25 protein-coding genes and 1 pseudogene are annotated in these 26,813 nt (G+C 40.4%); 13 read left to right on the top strand and 13 right to left on the bottom strand.

Going from position 1 to position 26,813, the window contains the following annotated elements:
- The first annotated feature begins 1 nt into the window (after position 1).
- Both HW120_RS10110 and HW120_RS10115 read left to right on the top strand, forming a co-directional pair.
- Positions 2-1,279, top strand: a complete 1,278-nt coding sequence (locus HW120_RS10110; RefSeq protein WP_394353020.1) for a glycosyltransferase family 4 protein — start codon at positions 2-4, stop codon at positions 1,277-1,279.
- A gap of 1 nt (position 1,280) precedes the next feature.
- A complete protein-coding gene (locus tag HW120_RS10115) occupies positions 1,281-2,750 on the top strand; it encodes an MATE family efflux transporter (RefSeq protein WP_177733774.1) in 1,470 nt (489 codons plus the stop codon).
- A gap of 80 nt (positions 2,751-2,830) precedes the next feature.
- On the opposite strand, the gene HW120_RS10120 is transcribed toward HW120_RS10115, so the two are convergent.
- Positions 2,831-3,541 carry a hypothetical protein gene (locus HW120_RS10120; protein WP_177733776.1) on the bottom strand — a complete coding sequence of 237 codons (711 nt, stop codon included), beginning with the start codon at positions 3,539-3,541 and terminating at the stop codon, positions 2,831-2,833.
- 325 nt (positions 3,542-3,866) lie between these two features.
- On the opposite strand from HW120_RS10120, the gene HW120_RS10125 reads away from it, so the two are divergent.
- A complete protein-coding gene (locus HW120_RS10125; RefSeq protein ID WP_177733778.1) occupies positions 3,867-5,060 on the top strand; it encodes a M28 family peptidase in 1,194 nt (397 codons plus the stop codon).
- Positions 5,061-5,241: 181 nt separating this feature from the next.
- Here HW120_RS10125 and uvrA read toward each other — a convergent pair whose 3' ends face one another.
- Positions 5,242-8,028, bottom strand: coding sequence for an excinuclease ABC subunit UvrA (gene uvrA, locus HW120_RS10130; RefSeq protein ID WP_177733780.1), 2,787 nt, complete (start codon positions 8,026-8,028; stop codon positions 5,242-5,244).
- 314 nt (positions 8,029-8,342) lie between these two features.
- Between uvrA and HW120_RS10135 the strand changes: the two genes are divergently transcribed.
- Positions 8,343-8,927 carry an RNA polymerase sigma factor gene (locus HW120_RS10135; RefSeq protein WP_177733782.1) on the top strand — a complete coding sequence of 195 codons (585 nt, stop codon included), beginning with the start codon at positions 8,343-8,345 and terminating at the stop codon, positions 8,925-8,927.
- Between the two features lie 50 nt (positions 8,928-8,977).
- Positions 8,978-9,121, top strand: a complete 144-nt coding sequence (locus HW120_RS10140) for a hypothetical protein (protein ID WP_177733784.1) — start codon at positions 8,978-8,980, stop codon at positions 9,119-9,121.
- Positions 9,122-9,154: 33 nt separating this feature from the next.
- Here the strand turns inward: HW120_RS10140 and HW120_RS10145 are convergent, their stop codons facing one another.
- Entirely contained in the window at positions 9,155-9,823 is a 669-nt protein-coding gene (locus HW120_RS10145; protein WP_177733786.1) for an endonuclease III domain-containing protein, read from the bottom strand.
- Positions 9,824-9,857: 34 nt separating this feature from the next.
- Between HW120_RS10145 and bcp the strand changes: the two genes are divergently transcribed.
- Complete coding sequence (gene bcp / locus HW120_RS10150; protein ID WP_177733788.1) at positions 9,858-10,310, top strand: thioredoxin-dependent thiol peroxidase; 453 nt, start codon at positions 9,858-9,860, stop codon at positions 10,308-10,310.
- Positions 10,311-10,357: 47 nt separating this feature from the next.
- On the opposite strand, the gene HW120_RS10155 is transcribed toward bcp, so the two are convergent.
- From HW120_RS10155 to HW120_RS10165, 3 genes are all read right to left on the bottom strand, one after another.
- Positions 10,358-11,833: a TonB-dependent receptor gene (locus HW120_RS10155; protein ID WP_177733790.1), complete on the bottom strand. Its 1,476-nt coding sequence runs from the start codon at positions 11,831-11,833 to the stop codon at positions 10,358-10,360.
- 172 nt (positions 11,834-12,005) lie between these two features.
- The gene (locus HW120_RS10160) at positions 12,006-12,446 is read right to left on the bottom strand and encodes a hypothetical protein (protein ID WP_177733792.1); all 441 of its coding nucleotides are present in this window, start codon (positions 12,444-12,446) and stop codon (positions 12,006-12,008) included.
- Positions 12,447-12,498: 52 nt separating this feature from the next.
- Positions 12,499-14,082 carry a hypothetical protein gene (locus HW120_RS10165; protein ID WP_177733794.1) on the bottom strand — a complete coding sequence of 528 codons (1,584 nt, stop codon included), beginning with the start codon at positions 14,080-14,082 and terminating at the stop codon, positions 12,499-12,501.
- A gap of 662 nt (positions 14,083-14,744) precedes the next feature.
- On the opposite strand from HW120_RS10165, the gene HW120_RS10170 reads away from it, so the two are divergent.
- The 3 genes from HW120_RS10170 (at position 14,745) to HW120_RS10180 (ending at position 16,630) form a co-directional block, all read left to right on the top strand.
- Positions 14,745-15,509, top strand: coding sequence for an MBL fold metallo-hydrolase (locus HW120_RS10170; protein WP_177733796.1), 765 nt, complete (start codon positions 14,745-14,747; stop codon positions 15,507-15,509).
- A gap of 4 nt (positions 15,510-15,513) precedes the next feature.
- Positions 15,514-16,011, top strand: coding sequence for a hydrolase (locus HW120_RS10175; protein ID WP_177733797.1), 498 nt, complete (start codon positions 15,514-15,516; stop codon positions 16,009-16,011).
- A 112-nt stretch (positions 16,012-16,123) separates the two neighbouring features.
- Positions 16,124-16,630, top strand: coding sequence for a hypothetical protein (locus HW120_RS10180; RefSeq protein ID WP_177733798.1), 507 nt, complete (start codon positions 16,124-16,126; stop codon positions 16,628-16,630).
- A 44-nt stretch (positions 16,631-16,674) separates the two neighbouring features.
- On the opposite strand, the gene HW120_RS10185 is transcribed toward HW120_RS10180, so the two are convergent.
- From HW120_RS10185 to HW120_RS10205, 5 genes are all read right to left on the bottom strand, one after another.
- Positions 16,675-17,319, bottom strand: a complete 645-nt coding sequence (locus HW120_RS10185; RefSeq protein ID WP_177733799.1) for an alpha/beta hydrolase — start codon at positions 17,317-17,319, stop codon at positions 16,675-16,677.
- 1 nt (position 17,320) lies between these two features.
- A complete protein-coding gene (locus HW120_RS10190) occupies positions 17,321-17,647 on the bottom strand; it encodes a hypothetical protein (RefSeq protein ID WP_177733800.1) in 327 nt (108 codons plus the stop codon).
- Positions 17,648-17,650: 3 nt separating this feature from the next.
- A complete protein-coding gene (locus HW120_RS10195; protein ID WP_177733801.1) occupies positions 17,651-18,907 on the bottom strand; it encodes a dihydroorotase in 1,257 nt (418 codons plus the stop codon).
- Entirely contained in the window at positions 18,904-20,832 is a 1,929-nt protein-coding gene (locus HW120_RS10200; protein ID WP_177733802.1) for a vWA domain-containing protein, read from the bottom strand. The genes HW120_RS10195 and HW120_RS10200 overlap by 4 nt, the downstream gene beginning before the upstream one ends.
- A gap of 112 nt (positions 20,833-20,944) precedes the next feature.
- Positions 20,945-22,291 carry a DEAD/DEAH box helicase gene (locus HW120_RS10205; protein ID WP_177733803.1) on the bottom strand — a complete coding sequence of 449 codons (1,347 nt, stop codon included), beginning with the start codon at positions 22,289-22,291 and terminating at the stop codon, positions 20,945-20,947.
- 320 nt (positions 22,292-22,611) lie between these two features.
- On the opposite strand from HW120_RS10205, the pseudogene HW120_RS17845 reads away from it, so the two are divergent.
- Positions 22,612-22,698: pseudogene (locus HW120_RS17845) on the top strand (T9SS type A sorting domain-containing protein); the annotation flags it as partial.
- A 73-nt stretch (positions 22,699-22,771) separates the two neighbouring features.
- On the opposite strand, the gene HW120_RS10215 reads toward HW120_RS17845, so the two are convergent.
- Both HW120_RS10215 and HW120_RS10220 read right to left on the bottom strand, forming a co-directional pair.
- Entirely contained in the window at positions 22,772-23,143 is a 372-nt protein-coding gene (locus HW120_RS10215; protein WP_177733804.1) for a nuclear transport factor 2 family protein, read from the bottom strand.
- A 151-nt stretch (positions 23,144-23,294) separates the two neighbouring features.
- The gene (locus HW120_RS10220; protein WP_177733805.1) at positions 23,295-23,921 is read right to left on the bottom strand and encodes a helix-turn-helix transcriptional regulator; all 627 of its coding nucleotides are present in this window, start codon (positions 23,919-23,921) and stop codon (positions 23,295-23,297) included.
- A gap of 89 nt (positions 23,922-24,010) precedes the next feature.
- On the opposite strand from HW120_RS10220, the gene HW120_RS10225 reads away from it, so the two are divergent.
- The 3 genes from HW120_RS10225 to HW120_RS10235 all read left to right on the top strand — a co-directional run bounded on the left by HW120_RS10225 (position 24,011) and on the right by HW120_RS10235 (position 26,810).
- Positions 24,011-24,511, top strand: coding sequence for a DUF2480 family protein (locus HW120_RS10225; RefSeq protein WP_177733806.1), 501 nt, complete (start codon positions 24,011-24,013; stop codon positions 24,509-24,511).
- Between the two features lie 16 nt (positions 24,512-24,527).
- Positions 24,528-25,076 (top strand): NADPH-dependent FMN reductase, encoded by a 549-nt coding sequence (locus tag HW120_RS10230; protein WP_177733807.1) that lies wholly within the window; start codon positions 24,528-24,530, stop codon positions 25,074-25,076.
- A gap of 249 nt (positions 25,077-25,325) precedes the next feature.
- Positions 25,326-26,810: an ankyrin repeat domain-containing protein gene (locus HW120_RS10235; protein ID WP_246296974.1), complete on the top strand. Its 1,485-nt coding sequence runs from the start codon at positions 25,326-25,328 to the stop codon at positions 26,808-26,810.
- The last annotated feature ends 3 nt before the right edge of the window (positions 26,811-26,813 follow it).

The following is a 26,813-nucleotide window of genomic DNA, read 5'->3' on the forward strand; positions in this document are numbered from 1 at the left end:
AATGAAAAAAGTACTGATCATAACCTATTATTGGCCGCCGGCCGGAGGACCCGGTGTACAGCGCTGGCTGAAGTTTGTAAAGTACTTACCGGACTTCGGAATGGAACCGGTGGTTTATATTCCGGAAAATCCAACCTACCCGTTATTGGACCGGCAACTGGAAGAAGAAGTTCCGGCCAGCATCACGATACTTAAAAAGAAAATTACCGAGCCCTATGCATGGGCCTCGGTTTTTTCAAAAAATAAAACCAGGAAAATCAGTTCCGGGATTATCCCGAATAAAAAAAAGCAGTCGTTCTTAGAACGTTTAATGCTGTGGACAAGAGGTAACCTGTTCATACCCGATGCCCGTGTATTATGGGTAAAACCGTCGGTTGCCTATTTGTCGGAATACATTAAAGAAAACGGAATTGATACGGTAATCACTACCGGACCGCCGCACAGCCTGCACCTTATCGGGCTCGCACTGAAAAAAAAGCAACACATCAAATGGGTAGCCGATTTCAGGGATCCCTGGACCACTATTGGCTATCATAAAGCGCTAAAATTATCCGGCTATGCCGCTAAAAAGCACAAAGACCTGGAACGGGAAGTAATGCAGGAGGCCGATTTCCTTTTGGTAACCAGCCAGACCACTAAAAAAGAATTTGAAGCCATTACGAGCAAACCAATTCATGTTATTACCAACGGCTATGATGTGGAAAAGGTTGTCAAAGAACCTTTGGATGAAAAATTCACCTTAGCCCATATCGGTTCCTTTTTATCGGAGCGCAACCCGAGAATACTCTGGAAAGCCTTGAGCGAACTGGTAAAAGAAGAACCAGGATTTAAGGAGCACTTTCAGCTGAAACTGATCGGGGCAACCAGTCAGGAAATCATGGAAACGATAGACGAGTTTAAACTGGCTCCGTATGTAAACAACCTGGGCTACGTTTCCCATCAGGAAGCGGTACAGCACCAGCGCAAATCGCAGGTGCTGTTACTGATCGAAATTGATTCGGAAGAAACCAAAAGCATCATACCAGGAAAACTGTTTGAATATATGGTTTCCGAAAGACCAATACTCGCTATCGGACCGGAAGAAGCGGATTTTGCAGGCATACTGAAACAAACCAATACCGGTGTTTTTGCCCTGTATGAAGAAAAAGACCTGGTCAAAGAAACGCTTTTAAAATACTATAAAGCCTACCTGGAGCAAAACCTGAAAGTATATCCGGTAGGACTGCAGCAATACAGCCGTAAAAACCTGACGAAACAATTAGCCGATTTATTGAAATAGCATGGGAATTGTCATTAATCAATCCATAAAAAACACGGTGATAACCTATATCGGATTTGTAATAGGGGCTGCCAATACGCTTTTTATGTATCCTAAATTTTTGGGAGAAACCTATTACGGACTAACGGGCTATCTGCTTTCTTCGGCAAACATCATCATGCCGTTGATGGCTTTTGGTGTGCACAATACCCTGATTAAATACTTTACCCATTATAAGACCGAAAAAGAAAAAGAAGAATTCCTGACCTTTGTGTTGTTTCTCCCTTTCCTGCTCATTATCCCGATGTTTCTTTTCGGAACCTTCGGATATTCGGCTGTAGCATCGTTCCTGTCCCGCAAAAACCCGATTATCTTCGATTATGTATGGCAGATTCCGGTGATCGGTTTGTGTATGGGCTATTTTGAAATATTTTATGCCTGGGTAAAAGTACACATGCAATCTGTTTTCGGAAGCTTTATCAAAGAAATCGCCCTGCGTATTCTCATCACGGTTTTCCTGTTTGCCGTTTACTTTAAATGGATCAGTCCGCTGATGTTTATCAATGCACTGATGGGCATCTATTTAGCGACCATGCTATTGATGCTGTTTTATGCCTTTAAAGTAAAGCCCATTGTTTTCCGGTTCCGGCTTCCGGCCAATAGCAGAGCCGTATTGGTCTATTCCTCCTTTATTATTCTATCGGGCAGTATCGCGAACATGCTTCTGGATATAGACAAAAACATGATCGGGCAGTATATCGCGATCGAAAACATAGCCTATTATTCGGTAGCCATCTTTATTGCTACGGTAATATCGGTTCCCAGCCGGGCAATGCACCAGATCACTTATCCGATTACAGCAAAGCTGATGACGGAAAACAAACATGACGAACTGAACGACCTGTATAAAAAAACATCCATATCGTTACAGGTAGTTGGCGGATTGGTCTTTTTGGGAATACTGGTTAATATAAATGAACTGTACACCATGCTTCCCCAAAATTACCGCGGCGGAATTTTTGTTGTTTTTGTGATCGGACTTTCCAAATATTTTGATTTGCTGCTGGGAAATAACAATGCAATCATTTTTAACTCCAAATACTATCGTGCCGTTCTGTTTTTAGGACTGCTGCTGGTGTTTCTGACCATTAGCCTTAACATGTTTTTTATCCCGAGAATGGGTATTGAAGGTGCGGCCATAGCCACCTTGATTTCGATAACATTATACAGCCTGGCAAAGCTCCTTTTTGTGGTCATGCGGATGAAACTGTTTCCGTTTTCCAGAAACACCTTATATTCTTTCGGAATATCATTGTTTTGCTTTTTTGCCTTTTACTATTGGGATTTTCCGTTTCACCCGGTTATCAGTATCGGAATGAAATCAGTCCTGATCACCATCGTTTACCTGTATCTGAACTATTTCTTTAAGATTTCCGAGGATATCAATATGGTACTGCTCAAAGCCTTGAAAATGGCAAAACTCATCAAATAAGAAAACCCGCTCAACAACGGATTGTCTTGCGGGTTTCTTCAAACTAACCAACCAAAATTTTAAACTAACTACACTTAAAATTATTTTTTACTGTCTTTTATCGTTTTGATGTCTTCATTGCTCATCTTCGCTTTGGTACCATCGGCTTTATAATAATAGTAATCATCGTCATTGCTGGCGGTACCTGAGCCGTAGTTGTTATCGTCATAATCATCATTGTCATAAACCGGATAACCGCCATTGCTATAAGGAGCATAAGTATAATTTTGAGACGCATTGTTCACAAAACCGCTCATGTCGATAATCTGCCCTCTGCGGTTGTAAAAAATACGCAAGCCACCTACCTGTGACAAGGCAAAACTGTTATAGCTCATATATACTGTTCCCACTCTTTTAACGCGGTTAGCGCTATCGTAGTTGATAAAAACATTACCTACGCGTTTCACTCTTCCGAAATTATCGTGCTCGATACGAACACCATAGTTGGGCGTATAGTAACCGCGGACATTACCACGGGTTGCCGGAGCGCCGTAGGTTGCATTGACACCGCCACGTCTTGTTCGGGTGTACACCACGGTTTCAGCAGGCTGGGTGTTGAAATCAAATTCACCGTTCGGGAATATATAAAATGCTATGCCTCTTTCCATAAACATAATCGGTTCCGCATTTCGATAGTCAATGCCATAACGCGGTCCGTTACCATTGTTGTCAGAAAAAACAGGGTTTTCTGACGCATTAGCCATACTTCCTACCAGGAACATACTGGCTACTAAAAGTGTAAATTTTTTCATAATACAATAATTTAATAGTTTCCTACTCTATACGTTTTTCGGTTCCACTTCACGAAATCTGTTTTTAAAAAGATGTTCGTTGTTTAGGTAATTCCAATTTGCGTGCCAAAAAAAATTACAGAGGACGGCGGTGTGCCCTATAAGAATTAAAATAATAACTATCTGTCTGGATAACAGTGGCTTTCGGGTATGTTAAAAATGACGTAAGAAAATGATTTGCCCAAATAATTTAAAAGAACAAATGGGTGAAAGGATTAAAAAGTAGTATATTCGTTTGCCGATTTATCGGAATAACCCAACAATACTAAAAATAACTAACTAAAAAATGAAAATCTTAACGAAAAGTTTAGTGGTATCACTATTCGCAGCAATGTACGGGCATACAACCCAGGCCCAGACATTTGTACAGGCTTATGCGAATATTGTGAACCAGAGTTCCCAATCGGGGATTTTAACGAATCTGACCGAGTTTGAAAACCTGGGCGTCAAATACAGGGGAACTGCTGCGCAGGCTAACACGCTGGAATGGCTGAAAAACAAATACCTGAGCTATGGTTATACCGCCAGCCAGCTCACGGAAGACACATTTACCTATTCGGGAGCGACCTGTAAAAACCTGATCGTAACCAAGATCGGAACGCTTTATCCGAATACCTATGTGATTGTTTGCGGACATTATGATACGATCACCGGAACCGGAACGAACGACAACGGCAGCGGAACGGTAAGTATCCTTGAAATTGCCCGTTTACTGGAAAATATCCCCACAGAATACTCCATTAAATTCATCAACTTCAGCGGGGAAGAAGACGGCCTGAGAGGAAGCCAGCACTATGTGAGTACGGTTGTGAACGGAACGACTCCGAAAATGAATATTAAAATGGTATTCAATATCGACGAAGTGGGTGGAGTAGCCGGAAAGGTGAACAATACAATTACCTGCGAACGCGACACGTCCAGCCCGACAGCAAATAACGCTGCCTCAAATACCATTACCAACGAACTGATCCAGTGCGTGCAGCTGTATTCGCCGTTACAGACAAAATTATCCTATGCCTATGCCTCCGATTATATGCCTTTCCAGTCGAATGGCGAGGTAATTACCGGTTTTTTTGAAACAAACGAAACCACTTTTGCCCATACCGTAAATGACTTACTCGTTAATATGGATCCGGTATATGTATTTAATGTAGCCAAAGCTGCTACCGGAGCAACCCTGCATTTTGCCAAAGCAACCACGTCAGCCATCCTGAGCAGAGAGGATTTTGACAATACTTTTAATGTGAGTTTCTTTCCAAATCCGGTAAAAGATCTGCTAACCATTAACAAAGGGAAATTAGAAGCAAGTCATTATACTTTTTCGATTTTGGACATCAACGGAAAGCAGGTTTTAAATCATAAAGTAAACGATGCAAAATTGCTGGAAACAGTAAATGTAGGTACATTGAGCAAAGGAATCTATATGGGGGTGCTGGAAGCAGAAGGGCACCGGATCTCAAAGAAAATTATAATAGAGTAACAACTCGTTGTATAGCAGGATTGCTACAGTTTGGTATCTCAAATTGTGCAGAAGAAAACAACATTCCGTTATACCTTTGCCGCAAACCGAGAATAAACATTAAGGAAAAGTGGAAAACACTGGAAAAACACATATTCGATTAAACAAAAAGCCCTTCCCGATATCAGGAAGGGCTTTTTTATTATAGCTTGTCTTTTAAATATTTTCCGGTAATGGAAGCTTTGTTTTTGGAAACTTCCTCCGGTGTACCGAAAGCCATTAACTGGCCGCCGTTTTCACCGCCTTCTGGGCCGATATCAATAATATAATCGGCACATTTAATTAAATCCAGATTGTGTTCGATAACAATAATGGAATGCCCTTTTTCGATTAATGCCTCGAAAGAAGCCAGTAACTTTTTAATATCGTGAAAATGCAGACCGGTTGTTGGTTCATCAAAAACAAACAATGCCTTGTCTTTTGTAACGCCTTTTACCAGGAAAGAAGCCAGTTTTATACGTTGTGCTTCACCACCGGACAGGGTAGAAGAGGATTGTCCCAATTGTACATATCCCAAACCAACATCCTGTAACGGCTGTAATTTCTGGGTAATTTTGGTCTGACCGTGCAAATTGAAAAAAGCAATCGCATCGTCAATGGTCAGGGTCAGCACATCGTCGATATTTTTATTCTCGAAATTAACTTCCTGTATTTCCTTTTTAAAACGTTTTCCGTTGCAGGTTTCACATTCCAGGTGAACATCGGCCATGAACTGCATTTCGATCGTAACGGAGCCTTCTCCTTTACAGGTTTCGCAACGTCCGCCATCGACATTAAAAGAGAAATGTTTCGGCTGGTAGCCTCTCATTTTAGAAAGATGCTGTTTGGAGAACAAATCACGGATATCGTCATACGCCTTGATATAGGTCACCGGATTGGAACGCGAACTACGGCCAATCGGGTTCTGGTCCACATATTCAATATGCTTGATATGGGAATAACTGCCTTTCATTTCGGTGAATTGCCCGGCTTTTTCGCCAACGCCTTCCAGCTGTTTCTGCATGGCAGGAAACAGTATTTTTTTTACCAAAGTACTTTTTCCGCTTCCGGAAACTCCGGTAATAACCGTAAGGCATTCCAGAGGGAAAGTAACGTTGATGTTTTTTAAATTGTTTTCACGGGCACCGATAATGTCAATATGATTTTTGAACTTCCTTCTTTTTTTAGGAACTTCAATTTCCATGGTACCGTTCAGGTATTTGGCGGTAAGTGAATCTGCTTTCAGGATCTCCTCATAAGTTCCCTGAGCAACAAGATCACCACCCAAAGTTCCGGCTTCCGGTCCGATATCAATGATCATATCGGCAGCTTTCATGATATCCTCATCGTGTTCCACAACAATTACGGTATTCCCTAAATTGCGCAGGTTTTCCAATACGGTTATCAGGCGTTCGGTGTCTTTGGGGTGCAAACCGATACTCGGTTCATCCAGAATATACATGGATCCTACAAGGCTGCTTCCCAAAGAAGTGGCCAGATTGATACGCTGCGATTCTCCTCCGGAAAGTGTTGCCGAATTACGGTTTAACGTTAAATAGCTTAATCCTACTTCATCCAGAAAGCGCAAACGATTGTTGATCTCGATCAAAAGACGTTTGGCTACTTTTTCATCATATTCAGATAAGGTAAGCGCTTTAAAAAAATCGATCAGGTTTTTAATTGGCAGATCAACCAGGTCGGAAATGGTTTTCCCGCCCACAAAAACATAATTTGCTTCCGGGCGCAGACGCTTTCCTTTACAAACATTACATTTCGTTTTTCCGCGGTAACGCGACAGCATCACGCGGTTCTGGATTTTATAATTTTTCTCTTCCAGTTCCTGGAAAAAATCATCCAGTCCGGTAAAGAATTTATTCCCTTTCCAGATCAGTGCTTTTTGAGCATCTGTTAATTCAAAGAAAGGTTTGTGTATCGGGAAATCAAATTTATAAGCACTGTTCACCAATTGATCGCGGTACCAGCTCATGCTTTCACCACGCCACGGATAAACGGCATTTTCATATACAGACAGGGCTGTGTTGGGAATAACCAGCTCTTCATCAATACCGATTACGTTTCCGTAACCTTCACATTTCGGGCAGGCTCCGTAAGGATTGTTAAAGCTGAACAAATGAACATTCGGCTCCAGGAAGGTAATCCCGTCCATTTCGAAGCTGTTGCTGAACACGATGCGTTTCTCGCTATTTACTTCCTGCAAATAACATTCCCCTTTACCTTCATAAAAAGCAGTCTGGGCGGCATCGGCAAGGCGGTTGTAAAATTCTTCATCTTCCTTTACAACAATCCTGTCAATGATTAATAAAACATCTTTATTGTCCAGCGTATGCTGTTCGATCTCATCCAGACGCACCATTTGGTTGTCGACTAAAACACGGGCAAAACCCTGTTGCAGCAGCACCTTTAGTTTGTCTTCCAGTTTTCTGCCGTCTTCCAGGTGAATAGGCGCGAGCAGCAACCATTTGCTGTCCGGTTCAAATTGCTGAACCTGGTCAATTACATCCGTTACGGTATCTTTTTTTACTTCACGGCCGGAAACCGGAGAAATGGTTTTCCCGATCCGGGCATATAGTAATTTCAGGTAATCGTAAATTTCGGTAGAAGTTCCCACGGTAGAGCGGGCATTGGTGGTATTTACTTTCTGTTCTATGGCAATAGCCGGAGCAATACCTTTGATATATTCTACTTTCGGCTTGTCCAGCCTGCCTAAAAACTGTCGGGCATAGGAGGACAAACTTTCCACATAACGGCGCTGTCCTTCGGCATATAACGTATCGAAAGCCAGGCTCGATTTTCCCGATCCCGAAAGACCAGTCACAACCACTAATTTATTTCGCGGAATAGCGACATCGATGTTCTTTAAATTGTGTAGTTGAGCCCCTTTTATGATAATATTCTTTTTGGGCTCGAGTGTTGTGATATCCGTTTTCATAGCAAAAAATCAATGGAATGCAAAGATAGTCAAAAAGAAATTTTTTATTTTTCTTATTGCTAAAGATTCTGATAAAAAAGTTATTCCTTTTTAAAGAGCCGGTTTCGCGGGATTCGGCCTGCATTTTTGATACTAAAAACAGGAAATTATTGTATGAAAATATGTTAATTTTTAAAATTGTGTTGCTATGTAACAAAATATTATGTTATATTTGGCTTAACATTAAATCTAATTTAACATTTGCCTATAGGATAAAAATACTTTTTAGAAAACATTTTTTCGAAAATCCAAACCAAAAACTAAAAGGTATTGTTATGGCTAATGTTGTACTTCCAGACGCTGTCTTGGTGAAAAATTATGTAGGTGGAGATGAAACTGCTTTGGCTACACTAATTGAGAGACATCAATCAAAAATTTATGGTTTTATTTATTCTAAAGTAATGGATCGTGAAATTACGGAGGATATATTTCAGGATACCTTTATTAAGGTAATAAAAACATTAAAAACAAAAAACTATAACGAAGAAGGTAAGTTTTTACCCTGGGTGATGCGTATTTCACATAATTTGATTGTCGATTATTTCAGAAAATCGAAAAAAATGCCTTATCACAGAGAAACGGAAGAGTTTTCTATTTTTTCTATCATGACCGACAACAGTCCGAATGTGGAAAACCGGATTATCAGTGAGCAGGTAGAAGTGGATTTACAGCGTTTAATCGAGGAACTTCCTGAGGATCAGAAAGAAGTACTGGTAATGCGTATGTATCAGGACCTTAGCTTTAAGGAAATCGCCGATTTAACCGGAGTGAGCATCAATACAGCTTTGGGAAGAATGCGTTATGCGTTGATGAACCTGAGAAAAGTGATCGAGAAAAATCAAATTATTTTAACGAACTAAACAATATTATATATAAAGATGCGTTATATTAGTATAATTAAAGCACTAATATGGCAAAACTTTACTCTAAGAAAAAAAAAGCAAGTCAAACTATGTTACCTAAAAAAGAAACTATAAGTTTTTTACTCAGTTATTCTAAAGCATTGAGTATTGTTAAAGTAGGTGATTTGACGTTTGAAAATCTTGCTAATTAAGGAACATCCCGGTACATAGTATCGGGATGTTTTTTATTTAGCGGTTTTCGGACTCTTTTTATAATACTCGTCTATAACCGATTTCCTTCCGATGGTCTGGGTGATAATATCTTTTTCCAGGCTCCATCCTCTTGCCGGAGAATATTCCCTACCGTACCAGATGATCTGTAAATGCAGGTCGTTCCATAATTCACGCGGGAAAATGCGTTTGGCATCCTTTTCGGTTTGCTGTACATTTTTTCCGTTCGATAAATTCCAGCGGTACATCAGTCGGTGAATGTGGGTGTCTACCGGGAAAGCCGGAACGCCAAATGCCTGCGACATAACCACACTGGCTGTTTTGTGTCCAACGGCAGGCAGCTCTTCCAGCGCGGCAAAATCCTGCGGTACTTCGCCGTTGTGCTTGTCAATCAGGATCTGCGACAAACCGTGTATCCCTTTTGATTTCATGGGTGATAATCCGCATGGTCTGATGATCTCCTTGATTTCTTCCACACTCATTTTTACCATATCATAAGGATTGTCGGCCTTGGCAAACAATAAAGGTGTGATCTGGTTTACCCGTACATCGGTACATTGTGCCGAAAGCAAAACCGCTATTAACAAGGTGTAGGGATCTTTATGATCTAACGGAACCGGGATTTCGGGATATATTTCATTTAACGTATTTATAACAAATGTGATTTTATCTTCTTTGGTCATTTTTGCCTACTTTTATAAAAACAAATATACGGCGATGACAACATTAAAAAAAGGCGATAAGGCTCCTAATTTTTCGGGAGTTGATCAGGATGGAAAAACACATACTCTGGCAGACTATAAAGGAAAAAAGTTAGTAGTGTTCTTTTATCCGAAAGCAAATACTCCGGGATGTACGGCCGAAGCCTGTGATCTGAGAGATAATTTTGAGCGTTTTCGGGCAAACAATTATGAATTGCTGGGTGTGAGTGCTGATAGTGCCAAAGCGCAGGGTAAATTCAAAGAAAAATATAGCTTTCCTTTTCCGTTACTGGCAGATGAAGACAAATCGGTTATTCAGGCTTTTGGCGTGTGGGGACCTAAAAAGTTTATGGGTAGAGAGTATGACGGGATTCACCGTACCACTTTTGTAATTGATGAAAACGGAATTATTGACGAGGTGATTTCGGAAGTAAAAACCAAAGCACATGCCAGTCAGATCTTAAAATAAGACATAAAAAAAGCCGGAATTTCCGGCTTTTTTTATAGGTATTTATCTTAATTGGAGGTTTCTTCTTCCAGTTGTTTTTGTTCGCCGCAGCCAAACAAGTGATTCACTTTAATCAGTTCGGCGATACCTTCCGGAAGCATTTCTTCCCATCCCTGCTGCCCGTCATGAATCATTTTTAAAACTTCACGGGAGAAGATCTTTAAGTGTTCTTTATCAAAATCAGTGATGTCCACCACTTTTCCGTTATAGGCAAAGAACTTGTACAGTTCTTTCATACGCGGATGTACTTTCAGGTTTTGAGAGGTAACAATGTTTCCGTCTTCATCTTCCATAGGATACAGGAATACTTTTAAGTCGCGGTAGAATAATTTACCGAAGGCTTCCAGTATACCACCGCTTAAATGACGGTAATATTTCTCATCAAAAATATCGATCAGGTTGCTCACACCCATAGCCAGTCCCATTCTTGCTTTGGAATACTCAGAGAAATATTCCACTACTTTATAATATTCCTGGAAATTGGAGATCATAACTGTTTGTCCCAATGAACAAAGCAGTTCGGCACGGTCCATAAAGTCACGTTCGTCAATTTCTCCTTCGGATAACAGGTTGGATAAAGTGATTTCGAAAATAACCATCGCATTTTCTTTGTCTACTTTTTTCTCTTCCAAGAACATTTCATAGGACTTCTGGTACATGTCCATATTTACTTTGGTTACCGGGCGGAAACTTCCGCGCAGAGCCAGGATGTTTTTACGGTAAAGTATCGAAGCCGGCAGGATGTTGTTTCCGTCTGGACCAAACATCACCGCATCGGTCATTCCGTTTTTCACTAATTGTAAGCTCATTAAACGGTTGTCGACATCTTTAAAACGCGGACCGGAGAAATTGATGGTGTCAATTTCCAGCTGGTCTTTGTCCAGGTGATCGTACAGGTAACGCAATAATTTTTTAGGATCATTGTGTTTGTAATACGCTCCGTAAATAAGGTTAACACCTAAAATACCCAGGGTTTCCTGTTGCAGTCTCGGATCTGTTTCCTTAAAACGGATGTGCAGTATGATTTCGTTATAATCTTCTTCCGGGTCCAGCTGGTATTTAATACCAACCCATCCGTGTCCTTTGTATTGTTTGGCAAAATCAATTGTTGCTACAGTATTTGCATAACTGAAGAACATTTTGCTGGGATGTTTGTCTCTTTTTAAGCGTTCTTCTACAAGTCTTATCTCGTGAGAAAGCATTTTTTTTAACCTGCTTTCAGTAACATAGCGGCCGTCATCTTCCACTCCGTAAATAGCATCACTAAAATCCTTGTCATAAGCCGACATTGCTTTTGCAATTGTTCCGGAAGAACCACCGGCTCTGAAAAAATGCCTTACTGTTTCCTGTCCGGCGCCAATTTCAGCAAAGGTTCCGTAAATGTTTTTGTTGAGGTTAATGCGGAGAGCTTTTTCTTTTAGAGCGGGGATGTGTTCAATCTCCCGGTCTCCTTTTAAAGTAATTTCGTTATCTGAGTTTTTCATAAGTGCCATAATGTTGCAAAGTTAGCAAAATAGGCAGTCTAATAAAAGAGAATGATTCTATTTTAATAAAGTAAAAAGCAAAAAATGCCAATTGAAGCAGGGCGGTTGTGCTTTAATTGTTTGATAGAGAGCTGTAAAAAATAATGCCGGTTTAAAACCGGCATTGAAAGTGTTATTTGTTATGCTGCTGTAAATCAACAGCATTATTGTAATCTTCTTCGATAAAGATAAATTTGTATTCCCTGCTGTTTTTTGTTTCCAGTAATAAAATGAAATTTTTAGGATTCAGAAAATTTCGTATGCTCGTGGTATTTGTGGTGAAGTGCTGAATCTTTTTGTTGTCAAAGATTATTGTCACGGAATCGGATAAACTAATGATATCGCTGGCACTTCCGAACATAAGATTTATTTGCTGCGTCAGAGAATTTTCCTTTGCTAACGGAAAGGTGTATTCTTTGGCCGATTTATAACTTTTTATCGTGATATCATGTCCGCTTTTGTTGATATATGTGTATTTCTCAATAAAAGTTTCGTCTACTATTTTACTGCAAAAGATCACTGAAAACATGATAATCAACAACAGTAAAAGTGATATAACTGACCGGTTTCTCATTTTCTTACTTTAGGGTTCTCCCGGATTTTTAAAACAGGAGGGAACGGTATTGTTATTGCATGTTCCAGAAACTAAAAGTAGCTTCAAGATTGCTTTCTGTTGGATTGTTAAATTTCGTTATGATACTGTTTTTCCAGGCATCCCAGGTTTTCTGGTTTTGCAAAGCATCTTCAATTTGTCTGATGGTATATCCGGAAACTTTGTCCTGATACGATTTTGGTAAAACATTCCAGGGGTTTGCATCGGTAAAATACCAGGTGCAGCTTCTTGTTTTGAATCCGTCAATGGCATCCTGTACCATTCCGGTATAACGTAATCTGTTGTAGGATGATTCATAATCGGTGTACACCATTCGGGTAAGGCTCCATTCAACCCCTCGTGCCCATGTTTCCACAACAATCTTATCCGAATTTTTAAAGTTGCTGCCGCTGCTCATGCTCCAGTGCGAAGCGTGCCCCAGTTCGTGTATGGTTGTTGCGTAAGTACGGTATCTTGGATTTTGAGGATTAAAGATATGGATATGGCTGCCCAGTCCTAAAAATCGTCTTGCCGGTGATGCGTTTCCGTCATAATCGCTGTTGGTTTCATTTACCGCTTTGATTTTTAGCTGTGTTTTCCAGAAACCGTTTTGCGGCGGTCTTCTTAAGCCTAAAATGTTTTTGTAGTAGTAATGATGAGCAGCGCGGAATATCGTTGAATAGTAGCTGTGAATGCTGGTTGCTACGTGGTGAACATCCCAGTTTCCGGTTTTTTTAGGGCCGTCTAATTTAGCTGTAGAAAACAACCATCCTTTACGGATCTGGAAATCATATCTTTCGTAGTCGTAGCTGTAATTTGCCGGACGTTTGAATGTTCCGTCGCAGCTGTAGTAACCGTTTGCGTCTACAAAACCGGTATGTGTAGTGAACCATCTTCTGGCGCATACTTTTAGTCCTTCAACACCAATGGTTCCTAATTTGTCGTCATACATCGTGATTCGTCCTGCCGGTCTCCAGCTGCTTCGTGCAGCAACTCCGATATTTTCTTCTTCATGATCGTTACCGGTTAATACTAAAGAACGTTCCACAAGTTCTTCGGGTGTTATTCCGTGTAATACTACCGGTGTTGGCGGATTTCCTTCTTTGATATCGGCAATTTTTTCTTCATCCGGGATAAAAAGCTCATCCAGGATCTGGTGTTCCACTTCCGGCATCGGTTTGTTCACCGGAATGGAAGCATAGCGATAACCCGGCTGGTCCTCTGCAACGCCTTCATCGCGGTAAGAATCTAAATCGTATCCTTCCGGGAAAGCAACATCAAGCGGGAAAGTGTACATGACAATAGTACTGTCCTGCTTTAACAGATCTATCATGTCCTCATTTTGCGGCATGAATTTTACGTAATAGTGAGTGGTTGTAATGCCGGACATTTCTTTTGCACGGTCAATATCTCCTTCTGTTAACAGATCGGCGTATGCTCTGAGCATGTTTGTTACGGAATATGGATTCTCAAGCTGTGTTGAGCCATCCGGAAGCCGCTGACTTAATGTGGTGTTTGTTTTGGATTGGCTGTTTTGATCTTCATTCCAATCTTTTTTGTCACAGCTACCCAAAGTAAGTAGTGTGATCGCAATTAGTCCTAGTAAAACTTTTTTCATTGACATTGGTTAAAGGTTAGTATTATTTTTTCTCAGCTTTGCGAAATTATTAAAAAACAATTGATATGCAAGTAATGTGGTTTGTTTTTAATGTTTTGATAATGTTTAAATTATGTTTAAAAATAAAGAAAGTGCAGCTTCCGTATTGTAAATCAGGTACTGCAATCTATGACAGATTATCTGTTATGAAAGAGTGTAAAACAATGGTTTTGAGTGATATATTTGTATTTTTTGTTAGGTTTGTTTGTGGTTTTTTAATTTTATAACTGGTGCGATTTGCACTTATTTTGTAAAGAGATAAATTACAGTGTCTGTTTTTGTTTTTTTTCGATTCAGGTGTAAAAAACGGTGTCTGATATTGGGAAGAGGTCTTAAAAAAGCTGATGACTATTGATGGAAAGCAATGCTAAAAAGTGGCTCAGGCTAACATTGGTTCTTTGAAAAAGGGATCGGGGAGTTTGTAACGTGTTTTATCTGCCGGTTTCCGTTGTCCGGTAATTTCCCGGTCATAAGGAATTAAGGCTTTTGCGGAAACGGGAAAGAGCGTCAGTGGTTAAATGGTATTCAAATCGTTTCTAAACTATTATTTGTTCGTTTTTATTAGCTTTATTGTATAGGGATTTAGGAGACAGATTCTTATTTTTGTAAAAAAGAAGACCACTTTGAAAGTATATTTTTTGGGAACAGGAACTTCACAGGGAATCCCTATTATCGGAAGCGATCATCCCGTTTGTCTGAGTGATGATCCGAGAGATAAACGATTGCGGGTATCCGTTTTAATGCGTTGGGAAGATCATAATGTTGTAATTGATTGTGGACCGGATTTCAGGCAGCAGATGCTCACGGCTAAATGTGCTAAGCTGGACGGGATACTGTTTACGCATGAACACGCCGATCATACAGCCGGTCTGGACGATATCCGGCCTTATAATTTCCGGCAGGGTCCCATGCCTGTATATGCACACGAACGGGTGATAGCAAGCCTTAAAAGACGATTTGACTATATTTTCGAGACCGAGAACCGCTATCCCGGCGCGCCTTCTGTGGCTGTTAGCGAAGTGAAAAACGATGCGGCTTTTGTTTTGGGCGGTAAAACGGTGATCCCGATAAATGTATGGCATGGCGACTTGCAGGTATTTGGTTACCGCATAGACGATTTTGCCTATCTGACCGATGTGAAAACCATTGACGCTGCAGAAGTGGAAAAACTCAAAGGAGTAAAGGTGCTTGTGGTGAATGCCCTACGGGTGGAACCGCACATTTCCCATTTTAATCTGGAAGAAGCTTTGGCGTTTATCAGCCATATTCAGCCGGAACGTGCCTATCTGACCCACATCAGCCATCATATGGGATTTCACGGAGAAGTGCAGGAAAAACTGCCGAAAAACGTATTTTTGGCTTACGATAATTTAGAAATTACAATTTAATACTATGAAAAAAGCAATACTCTATCTCTTTATTTTATCCTTATTGTTTAATGTTTTTCAATACATGAATTCCAATAAGATATTGAAAACGCAACAGAAAGAACTGGATACTGCCAAGTTAAGAATCGATAAAGTACGCGATTCCATTAATACGATTCTTGTTGAAAAAAACGACAGTGATTATTTCTCATTGGAATATGACGATGATGCACAGGAGTATTTTTCCCGTTATGATGTGATGAAAGTAGCCGCTAAGGTAAAAGAGGATCTGGTTACTTTAAACGATGCCAAAACCGGAAATGCCATGATTCCGTATGAACCGATTGATGGAAAAAAGTTTATCATCAGTAAAATAAAAATCCTGAATCACCGTTGGATTATAGCCGACTTTTATAGCGGTGCGGTGCGGGGAGAAGTACTGTTAAAGTATTTTCACAACGAAGACAAGCCTACAGATTTTGAAAGAATCGATGCAATTTTGTTTTCGAATACGGTAAAATAAAACAATTATTTTATATTTTTATAACTGCATTGTTTCTGCTTTCGCAACTTTGAAAGGAGAGGCGGTTTAAAGCAGTTGACCCAACTATTTGCAGGACGAAAAAAAATTATAAATGAAAAAGATAATCCCATTAATTGCATTCAGTTTCTTTTTCGTTTCGTGTGATCTCATTATGAAAAAGCATGACAGCGAAGATGAGGTGGTTGTAAACCCCAAACAAATGGTATTAGGAACCGATAAAGACGAACACGGATGTGTGGGGTCTGCCGGTTACAGATGGTCCATTCTTAAAAAAGACTGTATCCGTGTCTTTGAAGAAGGATTTCGCATGAATCCGGTAAAAGAAACCCCGGTGGATACCGAAGAAGAAATTGAAGAACCGATCATCAGCAGTTTTGTAACTTTTGAAAAAGACGGGGACAGAGCCGAATTGTTCTTACCGGAAAAAAAGGAATCGGTTATTATGACCAGAGAGAAAGAAGGTAAACCGTATCATGGCGGCGAGTGGACACTGGAAACCGATGGCGGCTTATCGCTGAAAGTAAACGGTGTGATGAAATACAAAGGCGCATTGACAGAAGAAAAAGCGGTAACCGGAAGTGATAATCCGGAGCAATAACAAATACGCAATAAAAAAGCCCTGAAATTTTCAGGGCTTTTTTATTATTGTTGTAACCAGGTTTTGAAATCGTAAAAATTCTGCGGTGCAACACCATGTCCCACAGGATATTCTTTATAAACAACATCCAGTCCGAGTGCTTTTAAGAACTCCGGAGCTTTCCGGGCCCAGTCCACAGGAATAACCTGATCGACTGTTCCGTGTGAAATAAAGAATTTCAGCCTGGAGATCGCTTTAGTCTGAAAATCGGGAGCAATAATATCCGGATTCACATAACCGCTCAAAGCCACTACGCGCTGTATCTTTTCCGGGTTGGACAAGGCTGCTGCATAACTTAAAATAGCGCCCTGGCTAAAACCGATTAACGTAATCTTATCTTTATCTATCGGGTAATTTTCCAGTAATTCATCAATAAAGGTAACGATCAGCTCGCGGGATTCCACCGCTTCTTCATCGTCTGAAAACTTGTTTGCATCCGCATCAAAATGAATGCTGTACCAGGCGTTGCCATAAGGAGGCATCGGGTGTGGTGCACGGGCGGAAACCACGAAATATTCTTCCGGCAATTCGGATGCAAAAGAGAACAGATCCTCTTCATTACTGCCATAACCATGAAGCAGCAGCAGCAACGGATTTTTATCTGATTTTATTTTGGGTTCTCTAACGAGATGAAATAAGGATAAATTCATTTTATGCTAAATTTTTAAACCATTTTTGGAAATATTCCCCAAGAATAGGGATTGTTTTCATTTCGTTCTGTAAAGCGCCAACCAATCCGTAAGCCCATAGTACAAAGAAGAAAATGAAGAAAGCAGAAGAAACCATCCAACTGTCGGCATAACCCACAAAATAAGCCAAAACATAAAATGAAAGATGAATTCCAAAGGCCTGGCGGATGTGAAAACCGGCAAACGGGTTTTTCGTTTCCATATTCATAAAAATGGCAATAATGGTTCCGATTATTGTGATATAGCCAATAATCGCGGTTGTTTTACCTTGTTCGACAGTATTGTTCATAGCTTATTCGTTTAAAATTAAAATTCCCTGATTGTAAATACCATAGGCTTTTCCTTTCATAGGCTGACCTAAGAATGCGGAATTTTTTGATTTGGAAAGAATGTCTTCTTTCGAAAATTTCCAGTTGCCTTCGGTGTTAAACAAACTTATTGAAGCTTTGTTGCCTTCTTTAATCGCTTGTTTTTCGATCTTGAAAATGCTTTTTCCGGCTGTCAGTTTTGCGACGATAACATCCGCCGGCAATACGGTTAGTAAGGCTCCAAAAGCACTTTCCAGTCCGATGGTTCCGTTTTTGGCATTGTCAAATTCCATTTTTTTATGTTCGATATCGAGCGGATTGTGATCGGTTGTTATCATGTCGATTGTTCCGTCCAGTACACCGGCGATAAGCGCTTTTCTTTCGTTCTCATCACGCAAAGGCGGCGTTACTTTATAGCGGGTATCGAAATTGTTCAACGTTTCATCGGTTAAAACCAGATGGTGTACCGCTACGCTGCAGGTAACGTTTAATCCTTTGGCTTTTGCTTCTCTGATTAAAGTTACGGATTTTGCCGTAGATATTGTCGGGATATGCAGTTTCCCTCCGGTATATTCCAAAAGAAACAGGTTGCGGGCAATCTGAATTTCTTCGGCAAGTCCCGGAATTCCTTTTAATCCCAGTTTGGTACTGGCAATCCCTTCGTGAACAACACCGTTCCCTTTTATTTTTTCATCCTGACAATAGGTAATCACCAGTCCGTCGAAATCCTGTACATATTGCAAGCCTATCTTTAACAGGTTGGCATTGTCAAGACTTTTGTTATAATCGCCAAAAGCAACGGCTCCGGCATTGGTCATGTCAAACAGTTCCGCCAGGTCTTTACCTTCGCTGTTTTTGGTTAACGCACCAATCGGATGCAGCTGTGTAGCTGCTTTTCCGGATTTATGAAGTACGAAGCTCACTTCTGTCTGGTTATCGATAACAGGAGCGGCGTTCGGTTGTAAGGCAATATTGGTAAATCCGCTTTTTGCGGCAACCTGAAGTCCGTTGGCAATGGTTTCTCTTTCTTCATAACCCGGTTCTCCCAGGGAAACAGAGCTGTCAAACCAGCCTTGGGAAACATGAAGATTATCCCGTTCGATTATCGTTGCGTTTTCTTCATTGGACAGATTCTGTCCGATCGTTTTTATAATTCCGTCAATAATTTTAATGTCCGCCGTCTGATTGTGAAAGGGACTTTCGGTATCGATAATTGTTGCGTGTTTAAGAATTACATTCATTTTACGAATTTTTGGATCAGTAGTTCTAATAATAAAAATAGTAGTGTTGCGATGATAAAATACTTCCAGGCTTCGCTGGCTGTTCTTGTCGAATGGATATCGTTAAAAACAGTAGCAATAGAATCCACTTTGGTATATTTATCGAATAAGTTGTCGTTTTGTAAGCTCAGATCACTTTCGGTACGGGCATGATTAAAGCTGATATTTTTTAAAACTGTTTTGTTTTTGGTCAGGCTGTAATTGCCGGATTGTTCCGGATAGTCGCCAAAGGACAGTTTTATTTTATTGTTCAGGATTTGCTGCATCGGGATAAAATCCGAAGTTTCATTCTGTACGGTTACCACTTCGTCCTTGGATAATAAAACATCCAGGATCATGCTTTTATTGTCGCCGATGGTAAATTCCGTGATACCGGATTTCTGATTGTTTTGTGCCATATTGTAAAAAGTAGGCACAATCAGCGGGGAATTCTGGAAATTACTGTTTGTTTTGTTGATAGGAGCGCTAAACAGGTACAGGGTTCCGATTTTGTTGGTCTGCGAACCCAGGAACGGTGTCTGGTCATCATAGCTGAGTATCGCTGCCGGATTTCCGCCCAGTCCGAAAGAGCTGTTAACTTTCGGGTATTGGAAATTATCGGTTTTCTTTTCAAAAACAGTTTGGTATAGCGGATGGCTGAAAGCGATTTTGGTAATTTGTTTTTCGGCCGTTTGCAGCGGATTCATTTTTAGTCCTCCGAAATTCCCTAAGAAAGTGGTCAGGTTTTGTGCCGAACCGTCAGCAGCAGGAATCAGGACAATATTACCGCCTTTATCGTAAAAAGCTTTTAAGGTGGTTTGTAACGACTGCGGAATGTCTTTTAGTTCGTTCAGGATAATGGCATCCTGTTTGTCCAGTGCGTTGTAATCTACACTGTTCAGTTCCTCGCTTTTGTAATTAAACTCATCTGCAGTATAAATTCGGGACAGGAATGCATTTTTAGCATTTTCGCCTATAGCGATCACATTCGATTTTTCCGGTTTGGAAATGCTGAAATAATAGGTATTGTCATAGTTCAGACTGTTGTCTTCAATGGCGACATACCCGTGAAAATCCTTTTTAGGCAGTGTAAAGTGAACCGATTTTTGAGCAGTATCGAATTTTACAACCGTTTTAGCCGTCAGGTTTTTTCCGTTATAAACAGCCATCGGCAATTCGTTTTCATAGTCACCGTAAGCGGTTACGTCTACTTTAATTTCATAAAAGTTATCCAGATGCTGGCTGATTGAAACCTTATCAATACTAACGTTGGTTTTGTTTTCCGCTTTTGGAATGATAAAATAGGCGGGTGTTTTATCGTCCAGTTTGTCTGCACTTTTTGCATCCTGAGCAATAGCATCGGTGATTACCACAATGTCTTTCGGAACATTGTGTTTTTTAGCGGCTACTTTACTTAGTAAAAAGTCCAGCTGGAACGGTGTGGAACTGTACGGTAATGTCTGCAGTTCTTTCTGGATGGATTTAATATCGGTATCCCAGAAAGCTTCGGTATTGGTAACGAGCGAAAAACGCTGGTTGTCGGATGTGTTTTCCAAAAGATCCTGAACGGCTCTTTTTAAGAGTTCACCCCGGTTTCCTTTTGCCTGCATGGAAAAAGAATTATCGAGTATGATAATCATTTCATTTCCGGTATTTTTAGCGTCTTTGGCATCAAAATAAGGCTGAGCGAAAGCCAGTACCAGACAGGCGAGCAGTAACAAACGGGTACACAATAAAAGCCACTTTTTCAGTTGGGAGCTTTTACGGGTTTGTATGCTGAGTTCTTTTAGGAAACGTACGTTTGTGAAGTATTCTTTCTTAAAACGACGCAATTGAAACAAATGAACCAGAATTGGTATTACCAATAGAAAGAGGAAATACAGAATTTCAGGATGTTTGAATTGCATTTTATTTTAATGTTTGTCAAAAATAGTAATTACTTTTTAGTTTTCGACAGTAGTTAAAGGCTGATTTAAGTTTTCGTTATTAAATTTTAAAAAAATAAGCTATACAGATAGCTTATTTCTTTTTCTTTTTGGCCGCTCTGGTTTTTTCCACCCCGCGGTTTCTTGGTTTGGTTTTTCGCGGAGTACGTTTTCCGGGACCACCAAGATTTACTTTTTTGTTTTTATCTGTTTTTTCATGAAAAGCACCGCCACCGTCAAGCTTCACCTTTTTCATCAGGAATTTAACTTTTTGCTGCTCTTTTTCAAATTCCAGTTTTTTCTCTTCAATTTTAACGCCTTCCGGAATCGGTAACATTTCCAGTTCCTGCTCCATTAATAATTCGGCTTCCACCTGGAATTCTTCTTCTTTCGGCGCGATGATGCTAATGGCAATACCATCTTTGTCTGCACGTCCGGTACGACCGATTCTGTGGATATATTGTTCGGGAACTTCCGAAAACTGCATGTTGATCACGTGGGTAATATCGGAAATATCCAATCCACGCGCCATAATATCGGTAGTGACAATACCGCGTAATTCGCCTTCCTGGAATTTTGCCATCGTGTTCAAACGATAGTTCTGGGATTTATTGGAGTGAATAACGCCAAATTGTTCCGGGAAATCTTCTTCCAGATGTTCCATTAAAATATCGGCTACTCTTTTATTATTCACAAAAACCAGGATGCGTTCCAGGCTTTCATCGGCAGTTAGTAAATGCTTTAAAAGGTTAACTTTCGTCAGGAAGTTCGGCACATGGTAAGCTAATTGTTTAATCTTTTCCAGAGGTGTTCCGGATTGTGCCAGCGATACTTCTTCCGGGAAATCAAAATAATCGTCCAAAAGCTCATCCACTTCTTCGGTCATGGTTGCCGAGAACAGGATATTCTGACGTTTGGGTTTCATCATCGCCAGGATGGATGTAATCTGGAAGCGGAATCCTAAATTCAGGATCTCATCAAATTCATCAATAACCAGTTTTTGCATTTCGTCAAAACGAACCACATTGTCTAAAGCCAGATCCATTAAACGTCCCGGAGTGGCTACCAGGAAATCAATTCCTTCATAAACGGCTTTTTTCTGGGTGTTGATGTTTACACCTCCGTAAACACCCAAAACCCGAACCGACATGTATCGGGTTAGTTTTTCGACTTCTTCGGCTACCTGAACCACTAATTCACGGGTAGGAACAATGATGACTACTTTAGGGGTATGCGTTGGCGAAAACTTCCATTGTTTTAAGATCGGAAGTAAATAGGCAAACGTTTTACCGGTACCGGTTTGGGCAATTCCCATCATATCACGTCCTGACATAATCACCGGGAAAGATTTTTCCTGAATAGGAGTAGGTGTTGTTAACCCTAAATCGTCTATAGCTTTTTGCAGGGATTTTGGAAGATTGAATTGCTCAAAAGTGGTCATAAAGTCTGTATTTTCGGCAAAGATACGATTTTATTGTTTTAGTACTGTTTTAAAGATTGGGAACGGGGTAATTGTTAAAAGACTGCGATTATGATATTGGGATGTAAATAACTTCTTTGATAATTGTAAAATAATTGTATTTATCGTGCTTTTAATCAGTGGTTTATGAAATAGAAACTACTTTTCTTGGTATTTGTATGCTGTTCTTTTATGTCCGCTTTTTCGCAGGTAGCCCATCAGCGGCCTGATTTATCGGCCTGTAACAGTGAAGTTTTCGATTTAACGGTACAGACCCCGGTTATTCTGGGAGGTCAAAGCGGGATATTTCCGGATTGGAAAAAGGACTGTATTTTATTGGTATTACAACCGGAAATGCAGCTACTGTTCAGAAATTGATCATTAAATAATTCGAAATCATTTTACAATAAAAAACCTGCTCCGATAATCGGGCAGGTTTTTTATGATTGTTTAAAACGTTTGTCACTGTTTTACATGAGTGTATAATTTGTTGACTATTAACCATTCGTTGTTGATCTTGGAGAGCGACAGAAAATCGTAATAATTGTATCCCAGCATCGGGACATGGAGCTTTGCAATGGCATTATTGCCGATGATTTCTATACCAATGATTTCCATTTCGAATTTTTCTTCTAATTCGCTCGGACTTCTTCTGTTTTTAACGGTTACCAAATAATCGTCTAAGGATTTATAGAACACGTGACCTTCAATGTCACCAAACAGCATGGCATTGGGGTGAAATATTGCTTTCAGTTTTTGCACATCACCATCAAATATACCTTCAAAATATAAGGTGAGTACCTTTTGAACCGGGATTATTTCTGCTGAATACATGGTCACTAAATATTAATTAGTATTAAAGGTAAGCTAAAAAGACTAATAAATTGTAAACCAAAGTATTAAAAAAACAGTGGCGCTAAAGTGCAGGGAATCATATTGCAGGCAGTTGCCTTAAAAACGCTTTGTTAAGGGGAACCGGAAGTATTTATAGGGTGATTTTATACGCACACCGCTGGGCACCGGTTAATACGTGATCGATACGGGTAACGGTTACGGTATCGCCAAGTATGGCCCGGAAGGTTTCCAGTTCCGATTTGCAGAATCCCTGGCATATTGTGGCGGCAGCGCAAATGGGGCAATGGTTTTCGAATAGTATAAAACCGTCTTCCTCCTGTGTGTAACCGGCCATATAACCTTCGCTGTTGCGAATCTGTGCCAGTATCCTGATCCGGTCTTCCAGTTCGTTTATACCTTCCACGGCATGCAGGTATTTGCTGCGGCTTTCTTTGCTATAGGCTTCAATAACGGCATCGAGGGCACTTTCACCAAGTATTTCCTTTGTTTTCTGAATTAATTTTACCGTTAGTTCGGCATGCCTGTCCGGAAAACGCCCGTGACCGGAAGCGGTTAACGCCCAGATTTGCTGCGGCCTGCCTCTTCCTTTCGATTCGGTAGTGGCGGCAACCAAACCTTCACCGGCTAATCGCAGCATTTGAAAACGGGCACCTTCCGTGGTGACATTCAGTTCTTTTGCTACTATATTCAAAGGAAGGGAGCCCTGAGTTTTCAGGATCCACAAGGCTTTTTCATTATCCGGCAATTTTATTTCCATAATAAACAAAGTGATTATTTGGTTTATTAGGCAAAATTAATAATTTTGTATCACAAACAAAAAATTAGTACTTTAAATGTGCGCAAATCATGTCGGATAAAACAATTGTAAATAAAGTAACGGCATCGGGTATTCTGCGATTGGATTTATTGCAGTACCAGCCGGATGTGGTGTTTGCTGATTTTGATATCAAAAACTATCTGTTTCAGGAGCTGGCGCTGATCGAAAAAGAATTCCGCATTGCGATGGAAGCAATCGATTGGGAAGCATATCAGGGAAAAGCGGTTTCGGTTTACTGTTCTGTTGATGCCATAGTACCGCAATGGGTATATATGCTTGTTGCGGCAAGGCTTAAGCCGTATGCCTTTTCGGTAATATTTGGTTCGGAAAAGGAACATTATATAAAACTATGGGAAAACAGGCTGTTGCAGGCCGATTTAACCGGATATGAAGGAGAAAAGGTGACTTTCAGGGCAAGCGAACACATACCGGAAGCGCTTTATATCACAGCAACGAATGTATTAGCCGGTAAGGTTGCCAGCCTTATGTACGGAGAACCCGGATTACCGAAAATGATCCGGAAATATTAATTAAAAGTAAAAACAAATGAATGTATTGATATTTAACGGCGCATTGGAACGCAGAACCACTGCCACCTCACATAAAATAGCGGATTATTTTAAAGAAAGTTTCGAAGCTAACGGAGCCGGAGTAACGGTGTTTAATTTACCCGATTCCGGAATTCCGCTTTTTGATGTTACGATCAGCGGCGTACCGAAGTCGGTGGAACTAATGGCCAATACGTTTCGCAATGCCGATGTGCATATCTGGCTGACACCGCTGTATCATGGCGGCATGACCGGAGTAATGAAAAACTGTCTTGACTGGCTGGAAGTAAGTGCCAAAGAGCACAGTCCGTATTTAACCGATAAAACCATCGGTTTGGTTTGCTGGGCAGAAGGTGGTCATGCGGTGCAGGGCATCAACAATATGGACGCGGTGGCGAAATCACTGCGCGCCTGGACGCTGCCGTACAGCGTTCCGTTAATTCGTAAGGCAATATACGATGGCGACGGAGCCTTCTCGGAAGAAAGCCTTCAAAAATTTAATCAAATGATCAAATTGCTGCTCAATAGTAAATTAGCAGGGAAATAAAGGAACATTTATCAGGTCTGACATAACTTTGTAAATGTAAAGTGCCTATCTGTAACCAGGTAGGCACTTTTTTTATGGAATGCCGTGAAAACAACAATGTTTTGCGAAGAACCACCGGAACGTTAAATCGCAACATTTATTTGGGATTTAGTTTTTTATTTAGAATCATTCTTATTAATTTTGCCCGACCGTACGATTTTACTTTGCTTTTAATCGGCGTAATCCATAAATATGCTAAATCAAATAGTCATGAATATAACAATGAAACAGCTCTTTATCGCTTCGATAACGTTCGCATCATTCACCTTACAGGCCCAGAATAATGTTTTCCTGGAAAGATCGTACTGGAAGAAAAATCCGGATGTAACGCAGATAAAAGCGGAAATAGCAAAAGGGAGCAACCCTTCACAGCTTAATGCCAATGCTTTCGATCCGGTTGTTTTTGCAATAGTTGAAGATACTGCAAACGATGCCGTAAAATTCCTGTTGGAACAAAAAGGAAATGATGTTAACAAGCTGACGCATGACGGTCGTACCTATATTTTCTGGGCGGCTTACAGAGGGAATACGGATTTAATGGAATACCTTTTAGCCAGAGGTGCCAAAACCAATGTACTGGACGATCACGGGTATACATACCTGAATTTTGCAGCAGCAAACGGTCAGTCCAATACCAAAGTATACGACCTGGCACTTAAAAACGGAGCGAATCTTAAAAAGGATCTGGACCATGATGGCGCGAATGCTTTATTGCTGATCGCACCACACGATAAAGATTTTACGTTGATTAACTACTTTATCGGAAAAGGACTGGATATTAAAAGTACCGATGCAAACGGGAATACAGCTTTTAACTATGCGGCGAGAACCGGAAACATCACAACTTTAAAACGCTTACTTGAAAAAGGGGTTACTTTTAACGATAATGCCATGATCTTTGCCAGCCAGGGTACGAGAAGCACTGCCAATACACTGGAATTATACCAGTATCTGGAAAGCTTAAAAATCAAACCTACGGCTGTTTCGAAAAACGGACAAAACGCGTTGCATGCTATTGTTCGTAAAGACAAACAGGAGGACATCATCAAATATTTTATTGAAAAAGGTGTTGATATCAACCAGGCAGACCATGACGGAACAACAGCCTTTATGAATGCAGCTATGGCAAACAGTGATGTAGCGGTAATTAATCTATTGGCAGCGTCCGTAAAAAATATCAACCAGGTTAATAAAAAAGGAATATCTGCTTTGGCTTTAGCCGTTCGCAGCAACACACCGGAAGTGGTACGTTTGTTAATTCAGAAAGGTGCCGATGTAAACGTTGCCGATGCTAACGGTGACAACCTGGCTTACTATTTGATCCAGTCGTACAATCCGCAAAAAGCAGAAGCTTTTGAAGCAAAACTGAAAGCACTGGAAGAAAAAGGATTTAAGGTAGCGACACCGCAAAAGAACGGAAATACATTATACCATCTGGCTGTAGCTAAAAATGATTTATCTTTAATTAAATTAGTAGAGCGTTACAAAGTGGACGTTAATGCTAAAAATAAAGAAGGAATGACCGCTTTGCACAAGGCAGCCATGACGGCTCAGGATGCTGCTATTTTAAAACACCTGATGGCTTTGGGTGCTAAAAAAGATGCGGTTACCGAGTTTAAAGAAACGGCTTATGATTTAGCTTCCGAAAATGAAGCGCTTACAAAAAACAAGATTGCAATTGACTTTTTAAAATAAAAA

Source organism: Flavobacterium inviolabile, from assembly GCF_013389455.1.
GTDB classification, from domain to species: domain Bacteria; phylum Bacteroidota; class Bacteroidia; order Flavobacteriales; family Flavobacteriaceae; genus Flavobacterium; species Flavobacterium inviolabile.